This window comes from Croceicoccus pelagius (genome assembly GCF_001661915.1).
Lineage (GTDB): Bacteria > Pseudomonadota > Alphaproteobacteria > Sphingomonadales > Sphingomonadaceae > Croceicoccus > Croceicoccus pelagius.
In genome coordinates this window covers 39,992-53,051 of sequence record NZ_LYWY01000006.1, presented here as the reverse complement: position 1 = coordinate 53,051, position 13,060 = coordinate 39,992, and the positions used below count along the sequence as shown (strand labels likewise).

The following is a 13,060-nucleotide window of genomic DNA, read 5'->3' as shown; positions in this document are numbered from 1 at the left end:
TCGCTCATCCCTCGTACTCCTCCAGCGCGGCAAGGATGCGCGCCACGCTTGCCGCCTGCGGCCCTGCATCGCTGACAGCGCGGATATGCGCCTGGCAATAGGCCGGGCGGCGCTCTTCCATCAGCCGCGACAGCACTTCGTGCGGGTCCTTGCCGATCAACAAGGGGCGCGTGCTCTTGCGGCTCACCCGTTCGACCAGAACGTCGAGATCGCCGTCGAGCCAGACCGCGATCGCCTTGTCGAGGATCATCGCGCGGGTCTCGGCATCGACGAAGGCTCCGCCGCCGGTCGCGATTACGGCGGGGTGGCCATGCATGTCCTCGATGATGCGGGCGATCACGCGACGCTCTCCGTCGCGAAAATAGGCTTCGCCGAATTTTTCGAAAATCTCGGGGATCGACATCTGTGCCGCTTCGACGATGGCGTCGTCGGCATCGACGAACCGCGTGCCCAGCGCCTGCGCCAGCTTGCGCCCGATGGTCGACTTGCCGACCCCCATGAGGCCTACCAGCACGACCGGGCGATCCAGCTTGCGCGAAAGCTCTGCCAGCGCGCGCGCATCGGGCAGTGCTGCACCGTCATGCGCCGATGCGTTGTCATTCCCGGTCGAATTGCCGGGCATGGGGTCACTCTGGTCCATTGCAGCCCCGCCTATAGTTGCGCTAGGCGGTCGCGCAAGCGCCATGCCCGTGTCACCGATGCGCAATTGGCGATAAAGTTGAGCAGCTGATCAGGTCGAGAAGGAATTTCATGCGCGGAACCAAGGGCGTATTGCTTATCCTTGCTCTCGCAATCCTGATCCTGCTCGTCTACGCCTATATCGACGGCGGTCGCGAGGAGCCCCGCTGGATCGAGGAGGAATTGCCGGTGCAGCAAGGACCGGGCGGGTCGGAGAACGGCCAGTGAAGCGCCCCGCAAATTACCCCAGTCCTTTTTCGCGCCGTCCTTTTTCCCGGCGTACGATGTTCGTGGCCGCGCTGCTGGCGGCTGCTCCCGTAGTTGCGCTTTCCGCGCAGGACGGTCCTGAATCGCTTTTGCCGCCGGGCTTTGACGACCCAGCACCGGCCCCGACGCCCGCGCCCGCGCCGCGTCCGACGCCGACTTCGACGCAAGGCGGCGGACAGTCAGCGCCCAGCGTATCGCAGCCGGTGGTCCAGCAAGTGCCCGACAATTCGTCTGCCACGCCCACAACGGCATCGTCCTCGCGCGCCGATGCAGCGCGCCGACTGCTCGAAAGGCTTCCCAGCCTCGACGAGCTTGAAGACATGGACACGGACGAGATTGACGAGATCCTCGGCCTGAAACCGACTTTCGACATTCCCGACGCCGCGCGCCGCTCGACCGACGTGGTCGGCATTCTCGCCCCGTCCGAGGGCGGGATGCGCGAAAATTCACTCGGCAATTACAAGGCGCTGTTCGTGCGCCGCATCCTTGAGGGGACGAAAGGTGCGCTGGTCTCGCGCTGGGGCCATATCCTTGCCCGCCGCGCGCTCGCCAGCAGGCTTGCCGCGCCCGAGGGGATGGAAGGCGTCGAATTTGCCGCACTGCGGGCAGGCCTTTTGAACCGGATGGGCGAAGCGCCGATCGCGCGCGCCGTGGTACAGGAAGTCGACAGTGCCGACTATTCGCCCGCGCTGATCGCCAGCGCGTTCGATTCCTACGTCTCGACCGGCGATTTCACGGGCGCTTGCCCGATGGTCCGCCTCCACGGACGAGCGCGAGAGGATCGCGAGTGGGAATTGCTGCGCGGTATCTGCAGCTCGTTTTCGGGCGAGAGCAGCGGCATGGACCGGATCGAACAGCAGCGTCGCCGCAGCGAAGGCACGCAGATCGATTCGCTGCTGGCCCAGAAGTATGCCGGCTCGGTCGGCAGCACGCGCCGTGCGGTGACGCTGGAATGGGACGATGTCGATGAGCTGACCGTCTGGCGTTATGCACTTGCAACGGCGACCGGCGCCGAAGTTCCGGCGAGCCTCGTTGATGCGGGCGGCGCCACGTATCAACGTCTTGCCGCGATCTTGCCCGCGGTCCCGCTGGTGCAGCGTGCGCGGGCCGCGGACATGGCAGCGGGTGAGGGCGTTCTGTCCAGCACTGCACTGGTCGACCTCTATTCGCAGATCTATTCCGACCCGGAGATCGACGGCGAAGAAGCTTCACGCGCGTCGCTGCTGCGTGAAGCCTATGTGGGTGAGCCTGAAGAACGCCTCGCCGCCATGCGCGACATCTGGGGCGAGAAGGACTTGTCCAAGCGGTTCTACACGCGCCTCGTGATGACCGCCTATGCTGCGGCTCGGCTGCCGATCGATCCCGCGTTCGAGGCCGATGCGGGCCTGCTGATCGGCGCGATGATGGCGGCGGGGCTCGACGCGAACGCGGTCCGCTGGGGCAGCACGGTACAGACCGGCAGCCTCGGTTGGGGTGTGCTGATGGTCGGCAGCCCGGCGCTGAGCGAAACCGTCAGCGAAAGCGCGGTTCGAACCTTCATGGACGAGGACGAGAGTACCTCGCAGCGGCGTTCGCAGTTCCTCGTGGCCTCGCTCGCTGGGCTCGGCCGCATGGCTCCTGACAAATCGAACGAGCTTTCGGGCGTGCTGGGTTTCGATCTCGGTCGCGAAACCCGCTGGACCCGCGCGATCGACCTCGCTGCCTCGCGCAAGAACCAGGTGCTCGTGACATACCTCATGGCGCTCGGGATGCAGGGGGACAGCTGGTCGCAGATGACGCCGGTGCACCTCTACCACATCGTCAAGGCGCTCAATGAAGTTGGCCTTGGTGCAGAAGCGAGGATGATCGCGGCCGAAGCGGTCACTCGCGCCTGACGGGAACGGCTCGGATGAAAACGCCGGGCATAGACGATTTTCTGCAAATGCTGGCCGCCGAACGCGGGGCGGCGGCGAACACTCTTGCCGCCTATCGCCGCGACCTGGAGGCGGCAGAGCAGGAAGTGCCGATTCTCGCCGATGCGCAGCCGTCTGACCTGTCGGGGTTGGGCAAAGCGTGGGCGGAGCTCGCGCCGTCCAGCCTTGCGCGGCGTTGTTCCGCCATTCGTCAGTATTTCGGCTTCCTGATCGATGAAGGCTATCGCGACGACGATCCGTCCGACGCCTTGCCGCGCCCTCGCATCCGCCGCCCGTTGCCACGCCTCCTCAGCAAGGAGCAGGTGTTGGCTATGCTGACGCTGGCAGAGGAAGAGGCGGCGACCGGTCAACCCCATGCGATCCGTATGCTGGCCCTGCTCGAAATGCTCTACGGCTCGGGCCTGCGCGCGACGGAACTGGTTTCGCTCACGATGGACACCGTCCCGCGCGATGCGCCGCTGCTGACGATCGTCGGCAAAGGCGGACAGCAGCGTATGGTCCCGATGTCGAGCCGCGCCCGCGCCGCGATGTCGCGCTGGCTTGAGGTGCGACCAAAGGGCGGGCGCTATGTCTTCCCCTCGCGCGGCAAGCATATCAGCCGCATCCGGCTCTTCCAGATGCTCCGCGAACTGGCGGGCAGGGCAGGGCTTGCCCCCGAATCGGTCAGCCCGCACGTCCTGCGCCATGCCTTTGCGACCCATCTGCTGGAGGGCGGGGCGGACTTGCGCGTTCTCCAGACCCTGCTCGGTCATGCCGATATCGCCACCACACAGATCTACACCCATGTCGATTCGGCGCGGCTCGTCGAACTGGTGAACGCGCGGCATCCTCTGGGCAGAGGTGCGCCTATCCCACTTGCCCCGCCCGCGAAGGACGACTAGCGCAAGTGCGATGACCAGTTATCTCGAATTCGAAAAGCCGCTGGCCGAGCTGGAGCGCCGCATTGCTGAGCTGCGTACCGCCGCCGATCAGGACGATGTCGCCGTCGATATCGACGCGGAAGTGGAGCGCCTTGAAAAGAAGGCGCAGGGGCAGCTTGCCTCGATTTACAAGTCGCTGACGCCTTGGCAGAAGACGCAAGTCGCGCGTCATCCGTCGCGTCCGCATTTCGGCGACTACATCGAACACGCCTTTACCGATTTCGTGCCGCTGGGCGGTGACCGCGCCTTTGCCGACGATCAGGCGATCCTTGGCGGTTTCGCCACGCTCGACACGCCCGAAGGCGGTATCAAGGTCATGGTGATCGGCCACGAAAAGGGCAACGACACGCAGTCGCGGATCAGGCACAATTTCGGCATGGGCAAGCCCGAAGGCTATCGCAAGGCGATCCGCCTGATGGAAATGGCGGGCAAATTCGGCCTTCCGGTCGTCACGCTCGTTGACACTTCTGGCGCATTCCCCGGTGTCGAAGCCGAAGAACGCGGACAAGCCGAAGCCATCGCCCGCGCGACCGAGGCGTGCCTCAACCTGCCGGTACCGATGGTCGCCGCCATCGTGGGCGAGGGCGGTTCGGGCGGTGCGGTTGCCCTTGCCAGCGCCGAACGCGTGTTGATGATGGAAAACGCGGTCTATTCGGTGATCAGCCCTGAAGGCTGCGCCTCGATCCTGTGGCGCACCGCCGATCGTGCCCCCGACGCGGCAGAGGCGATGCGTGTGACCGCGCAGGACCTGAAGCAGCTTGGCGTGATCGATTCGATTGTGCCCGAACCGCTTGGCGGTGCGCACCGCGATCCGGTGGCTGCTGCCAAGTCGCTTGGCATGGCGATTGCCAAGGAACTGGGCGGGCTTTCGGGCAAGAGCGCAGACAATTTGCGCGACGCGCGGGCCAGGCGCTTTCTCCAGATCGGATCTCTCGCCTGATACCTTTTGGGTAGGTGTCGGGAACAAACCCCCGGCATCTCCGGTTTTTATCCTCGAACGAGGGGACGTTCGCCATCCGTCGCAGGGTGGAGGCTCCTCTTTAGCTATATGATCGAGGAGCCGAAGATGCCGATCCCGTCTGCCAAGAAAAATTCTTCCAGAACCAGCCGGTTCGCCGCGCTCGCCTCTGCGGGCGCGCTTGCGCTTGCCCTGGGCGGCTGTGCAGCGACGTCCACCGCGCCGGTCACACCCGGCCAGGCCGCCGTGATGACCGCACAGGAACGCCAGCTGGGCGCAGAGGCGCATCCGCAGCTTCTCGCCGAATTCGGCGGCGCCTATACCGGCCCGCAGGCAGCCTACGTCGAACAGGTCGGCAAGAATATCGCGGTCCAGTCGGGCCTTGGCGATGCGCGTACCGCGTTTACCGTCACGCTCCTCAATTCGCCGGTAAACAACGCCTTCGCGATTCCGGGCGGCTATATCTACACCACGCGTGAACTCGTCGCCCTGATGGACAACGAGGCCGAACTGGCCGGCGTGCTGGGTCACGAAGTCGGCCACGTCGCCGCCCGTCATGCGCAGCAGCGCCAGCAGGCGGCGCAACAGAACTCGATCCTTGGCGCTGTCGGCGCGATCCTGTCGGGTGTCCTGTTCGGCAACAGCCAGATCGGCCAGCTGGGCCAGCAGCTTGCCATGCAGGGTTCGCAGCTTCTGACGCTCAAGTATTCGCGTAGCCAGGAAATTCAGGCCGACGATCTGGGCATCGCCTATCTGTCGAATGCCGGGTACGACCCGCGGGCGATGGCGACCGTGCTGCAGAGCCTCGCCGCGCAGAACGCACTCGATGCGCAGCGCATGGGGTCTTCGAACCAGGTGCCGGAATGGGCATCGACCCACCCGGATCCCGCCAGCCGCGTCAGCCGCGCCCTGACCGAGGCTCAGGGCATGCCGGGCAACGTGACCAACAAGGACACCTTCCTGACCCGCATCGACGGCATGATGTATGGTGATGATCCGAAGCAGGGCGTGGTTGAAGGCAATACGTTCATCCACCCAGTCTATCGCTTCAAGTTCAGCGTTCCAAGCGGCTACTTCATGGTCAATGGCACGCAGGCCGTGTCGATCAGCGGCCAGTCGGGCAAGGGCCAGCTTACCGCCGGTTCCTACAACGGCGACATGAACACGTACATCCAGAACGCGTTCAACGGGCTGACCAACGGACAGCAGCAGATCACGCCGTCCTCGATCCAGCGCACGACCGTGAACGGCATTCCCGCCGCCTACGGTACCGCGCGTGTCGATTCGGGTAATGGTGCGGTGGACGTCACCGTCTTCGCCTACGAATTCTCGAACTCGCAGGCTTTCCACTTCGTGACGATCACGCAGGCGGGCAACGCGGGTGTGTTCAATTCGATGTATTCGAGCATGCAGCGGATCGACGCAACGCAGGCGGCCGCCGTGAAGGCACGCAAGATCGATGTCGTCACTGTCAGGTCTGGCGACACCCTCTCGTCTCTGGCAAGCCGAATGGCTTACGACAATTACAAGATGGAGCGCTTCCTGGTCCTCAACTCGCTGGACAGCAACAGTTCGCTCCAGGTCGGGCAGAAGGTCAAGATCGTTACCTACTGATCTATTCCAGACACCAAAAGGGCGCGATGGCAAATGCCGCCGCGCCCTTTTTTTCGTCGTGACCTGGTTAAATTGCAGGCCCCAAACGCAAAGCGGGCGGCAGTTTCCTGCCGCCCGCTCGCTCAAGAACGGTAGTACCGTCTATTAGTTGCCGTTCGCGGTCGTCAGAGCCGTTTCGACGGTGCCGAACGTTTCGTTCAGTTCCGAACCGACAGCGGTCAGGGTCGCGATGCAGGCGACTGCGATGAGAGCGGCGATCAGGCCGTATTCGATTGCGGTCGCGCCGGATTCGTCAGCGAGAAGGTTCTTGAAAAACTGCATGGTAGGTCTCCTGGTTCAAATTTACTTATGTTCACCCGGCCCTAATCAAGTACTGGCGAAGTTAACTTCGGTGCCCCCAGTTCATGTTTCGAGCGTTTACTTGCCTAGACACAAATTCTGAATAATGCGTAAACCTATCCAGATTTTTGCATTGCTTCAGTTGTGCTGTCAGCAACATAGGTCCACATGTTGTTGGTAGCGCCCGCAACGCCGTTGAGACCCACCATCATTGCGATGCCGATGAGCGCGACGATCAGGCCATATTCAATGGCGGTCGCCCCGTTCTCGTCGTCGCGAAATTTTGCGATGGTGGTCAACATTGGTTCCGGGCCTCTTCCTGTGGTCCGTCACCGAGAATGGCGGTCAGTTCTTAAATTTTGGTTTAGAGCAGCCACCCCATTGAAAAACTTTCCGACACCTTCTCCGGGTAAACAGGCGTGAAACCATGTTAGTCGTTGCAGCAGCGCTATTAGATGGGGCGGGCCGTACGCTTCTGCACCAGCGTCCCTTGAGCAAGCATCATGGTGGCTTGTGGGAGTTTCCGGGCGGAAAGGTTGATAAAGGCGAATCGCCTGATGCCGCGCTTGCCCGAGAATTGCGCGAAGAACTGGGAATCGCGGTCGATCCGGCGTGGCTTGAGCCGTTATCCTTCGTGAACGGACCGCCGCCGCCCGGAGCGAGCGGCGAACTTGTAATCCTTCTTTACATATGTCGGCACTGGTCAGGAGAGCCACGCGCGCTCGAGGGCGAGGGCATTGCGTGGTGCGACCGGGGCGCATGCGAGGTTCTGGACCTTGCTCCGCTGGACCGTATCCTGCTGTCGCAGTCGCAGAGTGAGAGATTATTTCAGGCTTGTGAAAAATAACCTGCGTGGGGGGCTTGCCAAGCTCTGACCCCCCGCCTAAATGCCGGCTCCACAGCGCGCCCGTAGCTCAGCTGGATAGAGCACCAGACTACGAATCTGGGGGTCAGAGGTTCGAATCCTTTCGGGCGCGCCAACACTTCGCCCCGCTTGCCACCCGGCGAGCGGGGCGAAGTGCTTTTTGGGGTCCGAACTTGGCGAGGCGCGACGATTCGCCTTTCCCCGGAACCGCACCTGCCAAATCCGGTTATTCCTGCAAACGCACATTCAATCGCAGGAGTATCCCATGGCCGACACGACCGGCATTTTCGATCGCCTAAAAGAAGATCACGACAAGCATCGTGAGCTGTTGAAGCAGATGGCAGAGACCGAAGGCGCGAGCGACGAACGCTCCAGCCTGCTCGAACAGTTTACCGTCGAAGTGAAAAGCCACGCCGCCGCCGAGGAGCAGGCGCTCTATTCCACGATGCTGCGGAAGCCCGAGACCACGGGTGAGACCCGCCACTCGGTCGCTGAACACCATGAGATCGAGGAAATGCTCAATGATCTCGCTGCTACCGATATGAGCTCGAGCGCTTGGCTGGCCAAGTTCAAGGACCTTCGCCATCGTTATGAGCATCACATCGACGAGGAAGAGGAAGATCATTTCCCCGACTTCGAGAAGTATCTGACTGACGCCGATCTTGCGCACATGCGTTCGGTTTTCAAGCACCGCAAGGAAGCGGAATGCAGCGAGCAGGAAGTCACGCCGGAAAAGATGGAAGACGCCAAGGAATAAGGCGTATCTATAGAGTGCAGGCCGGGTCGCATCGCCAGGAGTTAGCATGACGGACAACACGGTTCGTCCGGACCAGCCGGGCGTCCCGGCCGAAATCGAGAACGAGGGCCCCGGGTCAGACTTCGCCAAGAGCGTCGAGCCCGGGGTCTGGCGATTCGAGCACGCCGACAAAGCGCGCGTCATCGTCGATGCGGCCGATTACTTTACAGTCATGCAGGACGTGATGATGCGCGCCGAAAAGCGCATCTTCCTTATCGGTTGGGACTTCGACACGCGCATCGCGCTGGGCCGTGGACGACGCTGGTGGCAGTTCCTGCCGCGCCACCGTCCGCCGCGTCGTCTGGGGCGCTTCATCGTCTGGCTCGCCAATCGCAGGCCCGATCTTGAGATCTACGTACTGAAATGGAATTTCGGCGCGGTGAAGATGTTCTTCCGCGGGCGGATGCTTGCCGACATCTGGCGCTGGTACAAGCACAAGCGCATCCACTTCAAATTCGACGCGGCCCATCCCGTCGGCTGCAGCCACCACCAGAAAATCGTGATTGTCGATGACCGCTTTGCCGTATGCGGCGGCATCGACATGACGGCCGATCGGTGGGACACGCGCGAGCATCTCGACGGCAACCGGCTTCGCCGCGAACCGGGTGGCGGCACTTATATGCCGTGGCACGACATGACGATGCTGGTCGAAGGCGACGTCGCACGTGCCTTGGACGATCTGGGCCGCAAGCGCTGGAACATTGCCAGCGGCAGCGATCTCGATCCCGTGCCAGAACAGCCGCATAGCGTCTGGCCTGAGGACCTGGAGCCCAGCTTCGACAACATCATGCTCGGCATTTCGCGGACCCGCGCCGCTTTCGACGGTTATGACGAAATCCGCGAGATCGAGACGCTGTTCGTCTCGCTGATAAAGCGGGCAAAGAAGTTCATCTACGCCGAAAGCCAGTATTTCGCGTCACGCAAGATCGGCGAAGCGATCGCCGAGCGCATGGCGGAGGAGGATCCGCCCGAAATCGTCCTGGTCAATCCGCAAGAGGCCGACGGCTGGCTGGAACAGCAGGCGATGGACACCGCCCGCGCGCGGCTTCTGAAGGCTATCGGCAAGGTCGACACCAAGAAGCGCTTCCGCGTCTATATGCCGCGCACGGCGGGCGACAACCCGATCTACGTCCATGCCAAGTTGATGATTGTCGACGATGAAATCCTGAAACTTGGCTCTGCCAATATGAATAATCGGTCGCTTGGTCTCGATTCGGAATGCGATCTGCTGCTCGATGCCACGCGCTTCGGGAACGAGGACGAGGTCGAGAAAATACGCCGCCTGCGTTGTTCGCTGCTGGCAGAGCATTGCGGGCTGGAGCCGGACGAAGTCGGTCCGCTGCTGGAGAAGTACGGATCGATGCACGCGCTCATCCAGAACCACCCGCAACCGGGACGGGCGCTTCGTATCTACAAGATTCCTAAACTGAACGGCATCGAGAAAGCACTGGCGGACGAGGAACTGCTCGACCCGGAAAGCGCGGAAGACATGTTCGAGCCGATCAGCGAGAGGAAGGGACTTTTCCGCCGGATCCGCAGGCCGAAGTAGCGCTCAGCCTTCGCGCAGCTCGTTAGCGAGAAGTATGAACTCGTCTGCACGCGGGCTGCCCTTGCGCCAGACGAGAGCGATCTCGCGGCTCGCGTTGTCGGACTTCAGCGGGCGCGCTACGACTTGCGTGTCATGCAGGATGCCTGCGTCGAGCGCCATTTTGGGCAGCATCGTCAGACCAAGGCCATTGTCGACCATCTGAACGAGCGTGTGGAGCGACGTGCCGATCATTGTCGCGCTCGCCCGCATTTCCGGTCGGTTGCAGGCCGCGAGTGCGTGCTCTTTCAAGCAGTGCCCGTCTTCCAGCAGCATGAGCCGTGCCTCGTCAATCATCGACGGCGGCACTTCCTTGGGCGGATCGCGCGGATCGTCCTTGGGGAAAGCGACGTAGAGCGGATCGTCGCAGATCTTTTCCGATTCGACTTCGCCGGTAGGGAAGGGGAGGGCGAGCAACACGCAGTCGGCCCGTCCGTGATGCAGCGATTCGATCGCATCGGCGCTCGGCTCTTCGCGCAGGAACAGCTTCAGCTTCGGCCGTTCCTTGCGAAGACGCGGGAGGATGCGCGGCAGCAGAAACGGAGCGATCGTCGGGATCACGCTCATCCGCAATTCGCCGCACAAGGGCTGTCCAGCGGACTGGACGAGATCGGAAAGCTCTTCGGCCTCGCGCAGCAGGCGGTGCGCCTTGGCGACGACCTGCTCGCCCAGCGGCGTGAAGCGCACGACGCGGCGCGTGCGTTCCACCAGCGTGACGCCCAGCAGCGATTCGAGTTCGCGGATGCCCGCCGAAAGGGTCGATTGCGAAACGAAACACGATTCGGCGGCACGACCGAAATGCCCATGCTCATGCAGCGCGATCAGGTACTGCAACTGCTTGAGCGTCGGCAGGTAGGTCGCGCTCACGCTTCCTGGTTCTCCGGCACGGGGGCGAGGGGGCCTTCGCCGATACGGGCGATCTTGAGGCGGCCATTCTCGACCCCGAAGCCGAGCTTTCCTTCGACGAGCTCAAGCGCGTCGCGCCCGAATTCCTCAAACCGCCAACCTTCCAGCATCGGCAGGCCCTTGCGTACGCCCGCGGCGAGCTGTTCCATGTCGTCAGACCGTGCGATCAGGCGTGCGGCAACGTCGATCTCGCGCGCGCGGATCTTGAGCAACAGCTTCAGCAGGTCGGCGACCAGCGCGCCTTCCTTGCCCAGCGGTGCGCCGCGCTTGCGTTCGGGCATTTCGTCGGCAGGCAAGGGTTCGGCGTTGTCGAGTACTTTCATCAGACGCTTGCCGATGTCGTTGTCCTTCCAGCCGTTCGACAGCCCGCGGACCTTGGCAAGGTCGGCCTGCTTCTTCGGCGGATGGCTGGCAAGGTCGGCCAGCGTCTCGTCACGCATGATGCGGCCGCGCGGGATGTTCTTGTCCTGCGCCTCGTTCTCGCGCCAGGCGGCCAGCGCCTTGAGGCGGCCCAGCATCTGCGGATTGCGGCCCGATGCGCGCACGCGGTGCCAGAGCGTGCCGGGATCGGTCGCGTAGTTCGACGGATCGGCTAGCCGCTCCATCTCCTGGTTCAGCCATGCGCCGCGTCCGGTTTTCACCAGTTTCTTGAGGATCTTGGGGAATATCTTCGACAGGTAGGTGACGTCGCCGACGGCGTATTCCAGCTGGCGTTCGGTCAGCGGGCGGCGCGACCAGTCGGTAAAACGCGCGCCCTTGTCGATCGCAGTGCCGAGCCACGATTCGACGAGGTTGGAATAGCCGATCTGTTCCGACTGACTGATCGCCATCATCGCGATCTGCGTGTCGAAGATCGGATGCGGGGTCTTGCCGGTCAGGTTGTAGATGATCTCCACGTCCTGTCCGCCCGCGTGGAAGACCTTCAGTACGTCCTCATTCTCGGTCAGCAGGTCGAGCAGGGGCTTGAGATCGATGCCTTCGGCCAGCGGATCGACCGCGGCCGCTTCCTTGCCGTCGGAAATCTGGACGAGGCAGAGCAGCGGCCAATACGTGGACTCGCGCATGAATTCGGTGTCGACGGCGACGAAATCCGCAGTGGCAAAGCGGTCGCAGATGCCGCGAAGCTCATCGGTAGACGTGATCAGATCGTGTATTTTCATCGAAACGGCGCATTAGTCCACCGGCCGGTCTCATTCAACGGCGCATGCGCCGTCGTGCCCCGATTTCAGGGATTTTGTGCCCGTTTCAGGCAGAGCGGCGGAAGAGGCGGCCGAAAAGTCCCGTGCGCTCGTTCGCTTCGCCCGCGACGACGGTATCCACCCCGGCGCTCGCTTCCTGCGCGTCGCGCACCAGCTTGTGACGCAAGGATCGGCCCGAAACATGCTCGGTTTCTGGCGTGAAACGATAGGTCGAGTTTTGGCGAACCGGCGCGAGCGTGGCGAGCGAGGTGAACAGCGTTTCGTCGGTATCGCCCGATTCGGCCTGCGCGTCGGTAGCCTCGTCATATTCGTCGCGCGTGATGACGGGCGCGTCGAACCACGGATAATCGTCGTTGCTGCCCACCAGCACGGCCATCGCGCGGGGCAGCCCCTGTTCCTCAATGGCACGGGCCACGGCAATGTGCAGCAGGACTGCCGTGCGCATCGCGGTAAGACGCGGGGCATCGTAATCGGCAAGCTCGGTCAGTTCTCCCGCTTCCATGTGCGGCAGAACCGCGTGATAGCGGCCGTAGATCGCGTCGAGGCCGGTCACGCCGATCTCGTTGTCGTTATGATCGAACCCGCCTTGCCAGCGAGGTCCGGCGCGCCCGTATCCTGCGACAAGCGCCTGCCGGTCGCTGGTCGTGAACGGAAAAACGTCGTCGCAATAGAACGCGGTTTCCAGAACGGGCCGAAGGTTCATCGCGTCGTCGGGCTTGTTACCGAACTGGGCCGGATTGCAGAAATCGATCCCGAAAGCGCTGATCGGTTGTCCGTGCACATCAAGCGAATCGATAGTCGTCGCCAGCTTGTCCCAGCCGGTGATCGTGACATTTTCGGGCTCGGCCGAAAGGGCGAGCCTGGCAAAGGGCCGCTCGGCAATCTCGCCAAGTCGTGCGTCGACGGCGGCAAGGGCCGCGTCAGGCTTGCCTTCGCGCAGCATCATCTCGACCTTCAGGCGGAAGCGGCGTTCCTCTTCCTCGGTGGCGAAAAGCTGACTGGCAAAGACCATGCGGTTCT

14 protein-coding genes and 1 tRNA gene are annotated in these 13,060 nt (G+C 62.8%); 9 read left to right on the top strand and 6 right to left on the bottom strand.

Annotated features, from left to right (window positions below; translation table 11 throughout):
* Positions 1 to 4 precede the first annotated feature (4 nt).
* The gene (locus A9D15_RS00555; RefSeq protein WP_229660344.1) at positions 5 to 640 is read right to left on the bottom strand and encodes a shikimate kinase; all 636 of its coding nucleotides are present in this window, start codon (positions 638 to 640) and stop codon (positions 5 to 7) included.
* Positions 641 to 750: 110 nt separating this feature from the next.
* Between A9D15_RS00555 and A9D15_RS16350 the strand changes: the two genes are divergently transcribed.
* The 5 genes from A9D15_RS16350 (at position 751) to A9D15_RS00535 (ending at position 6,350) form a co-directional block, all read left to right on the top strand.
* Complete coding sequence (locus tag A9D15_RS16350) at positions 751 to 906, top strand: hypothetical protein (protein WP_156521593.1); 156 nt, start codon at positions 751 to 753, stop codon at positions 904 to 906.
* Between the two features lie 56 nt (positions 907 to 962).
* Positions 963 to 2,819, top strand: a complete 1,857-nt coding sequence (locus tag A9D15_RS00550) for a hypothetical protein (RefSeq protein WP_066760756.1) — start codon at positions 963 to 965, stop codon at positions 2,817 to 2,819.
* A 14-nt stretch (positions 2,820 to 2,833) separates the two neighbouring features.
* Positions 2,834 to 3,739, top strand: coding sequence for a tyrosine recombinase (locus A9D15_RS00545; protein ID WP_156521592.1), 906 nt, complete (start codon positions 2,834 to 2,836; stop codon positions 3,737 to 3,739).
* A 10-nt stretch (positions 3,740 to 3,749) separates the two neighbouring features.
* A complete protein-coding gene (locus tag A9D15_RS00540; protein WP_066760752.1) occupies positions 3,750 to 4,718 on the top strand; it encodes an acetyl-CoA carboxylase carboxyltransferase subunit alpha in 969 nt (322 codons plus the stop codon).
* A 126-nt stretch (positions 4,719 to 4,844) separates the two neighbouring features.
* A complete protein-coding gene (locus A9D15_RS00535) occupies positions 4,845 to 6,350 on the top strand; it encodes a M48 family metalloprotease (protein WP_066761210.1) in 1,506 nt (501 codons plus the stop codon).
* A 144-nt stretch (positions 6,351 to 6,494) separates the two neighbouring features.
* On the opposite strand, the gene A9D15_RS16015 is transcribed toward A9D15_RS00535, so the two are convergent.
* Together A9D15_RS16015 and A9D15_RS00530 are read right to left on the bottom strand one after the other, a co-directional pair.
* On the bottom strand, positions 6,495 to 6,671 hold the full coding sequence (locus tag A9D15_RS16015) for a Flp family type IVb pilin (RefSeq protein WP_082924159.1): 177 nt from the start codon (positions 6,669 to 6,671) through the stop codon (positions 6,495 to 6,497).
* A gap of 134 nt (positions 6,672 to 6,805) precedes the next feature.
* Positions 6,806 to 6,991: a Flp family type IVb pilin gene (locus A9D15_RS00530; RefSeq protein ID WP_066760750.1), complete on the bottom strand. Its 186-nt coding sequence runs from the start codon at positions 6,989 to 6,991 to the stop codon at positions 6,806 to 6,808.
* Between the two features lie 125 nt (positions 6,992 to 7,116).
* Here A9D15_RS00530 and A9D15_RS00525 point away from each other — a divergent pair, with 125 nt between their 5' ends.
* The 4 genes from A9D15_RS00525 to A9D15_RS00510 all read left to right on the top strand — a co-directional run bounded on the left by A9D15_RS00525 (position 7,117) and on the right by A9D15_RS00510 (position 9,899).
* A complete protein-coding gene (locus tag A9D15_RS00525) occupies positions 7,117 to 7,536 on the top strand; it encodes a (deoxy)nucleoside triphosphate pyrophosphohydrolase (protein ID WP_066760749.1) in 420 nt (139 codons plus the stop codon).
* 56 nt (positions 7,537 to 7,592) lie between these two features.
* Positions 7,593 to 7,669: transfer RNA gene (locus A9D15_RS00520), tRNA-Arg, on the top strand.
* Between the two features lie 150 nt (positions 7,670 to 7,819).
* A complete protein-coding gene (locus A9D15_RS00515) occupies positions 7,820 to 8,311 on the top strand; it encodes a hemerythrin domain-containing protein (RefSeq protein WP_066760748.1) in 492 nt (163 codons plus the stop codon).
* 46 nt (positions 8,312 to 8,357) lie between these two features.
* Positions 8,358 to 9,899: a phospholipase D-like domain-containing protein gene (locus A9D15_RS00510; RefSeq protein WP_066760746.1), complete on the top strand. Its 1,542-nt coding sequence runs from the start codon at positions 8,358 to 8,360 to the stop codon at positions 9,897 to 9,899.
* Between the two features lie 3 nt (positions 9,900 to 9,902).
* Here A9D15_RS00510 and A9D15_RS00505 read toward each other — a convergent pair whose 3' ends face one another.
* The 3 genes from A9D15_RS00505 to A9D15_RS00495 all read right to left on the bottom strand — a co-directional run bounded on the left by A9D15_RS00505 (position 9,903) and on the right by A9D15_RS00495 (position 13,052).
* Complete coding sequence (locus tag A9D15_RS00505; RefSeq protein ID WP_066760744.1) at positions 9,903 to 10,802, bottom strand: hydrogen peroxide-inducible genes activator; 900 nt, start codon at positions 10,800 to 10,802, stop codon at positions 9,903 to 9,905.
* A complete protein-coding gene (gene rnd / locus A9D15_RS00500) occupies positions 10,799 to 12,001 on the bottom strand; it encodes a ribonuclease D (RefSeq protein ID WP_066760742.1) in 1,203 nt (400 codons plus the stop codon). Before rnd ends, A9D15_RS00505 begins: the two co-directional genes overlap by 4 nt.
* An 85-nt stretch (positions 12,002 to 12,086) precedes the next feature.
* Positions 12,087 to 13,052: a hypothetical protein gene (locus A9D15_RS00495; RefSeq protein ID WP_066760740.1), complete on the bottom strand. Its 966-nt coding sequence runs from the start codon at positions 13,050 to 13,052 to the stop codon at positions 12,087 to 12,089.
* Positions 13,053 to 13,060: the final 8 nt, after the last annotated feature.

Excerpts from the sequence above, each read along its gene's own strand:
- A9D15_RS00555 (WP_229660344.1), bottom strand. The coding sequence starts at position 640 with ATGGACCAGAGTGACCCCATGCCCGGCAATTCGACCGGGAATGACAAC.
- A9D15_RS16350 (WP_156521593.1), top strand. The coding sequence starts at position 751 with ATGCGCGGAACCAAGGGCGTATTGCTTATCCTTGCTCTCGCAATCCTG.
- A9D15_RS00550 (WP_066760756.1), top strand. The coding sequence starts at position 963 with ATGTTCGTGGCCGCGCTGCTGGCGGCTGCTCCCGTAGTTGCGCTTTCC.
- A9D15_RS00545 (WP_156521592.1), top strand. The coding sequence starts at position 2,834 with ATGAAAACGCCGGGCATAGACGATTTTCTGCAAATGCTGGCCGCCGAA.
- A9D15_RS00540 (WP_066760752.1), top strand. The coding sequence starts at position 3,750 with ATGACCAGTTATCTCGAATTCGAAAAGCCGCTGGCCGAGCTGGAGCGC.
- A9D15_RS00535 (WP_066761210.1), top strand. The coding sequence starts at position 4,845 with ATGCCGATCCCGTCTGCCAAGAAAAATTCTTCCAGAACCAGCCGGTTC.
- A9D15_RS16015 (WP_082924159.1), bottom strand. The coding sequence starts at position 6,671 with ATGCAGTTTTTCAAGAACCTTCTCGCTGACGAATCCGGCGCGACCGCA.
- A9D15_RS00530 (WP_066760750.1), bottom strand. The coding sequence starts at position 6,991 with ATGTTGACCACCATCGCAAAATTTCGCGACGACGAGAACGGGGCGACC.
- A9D15_RS00525 (WP_066760749.1), top strand. The coding sequence starts at position 7,117 with ATGTTAGTCGTTGCAGCAGCGCTATTAGATGGGGCGGGCCGTACGCTT.
- A9D15_RS00515 (WP_066760748.1), top strand. The coding sequence starts at position 7,820 with ATGGCCGACACGACCGGCATTTTCGATCGCCTAAAAGAAGATCACGAC.
- A9D15_RS00510 (WP_066760746.1), top strand. The coding sequence starts at position 8,358 with ATGACGGACAACACGGTTCGTCCGGACCAGCCGGGCGTCCCGGCCGAA.
- rnd (WP_066760742.1), bottom strand. The coding sequence starts at position 12,001 with ATGAAAATACACGATCTGATCACGTCTACCGATGAGCTTCGCGGCATC.
- A9D15_RS00495 (WP_066760740.1), bottom strand. The coding sequence starts at position 13,052 with ATGGTCTTTGCCAGTCAGCTTTTCGCCACCGAGGAAGAGGAACGCCGC.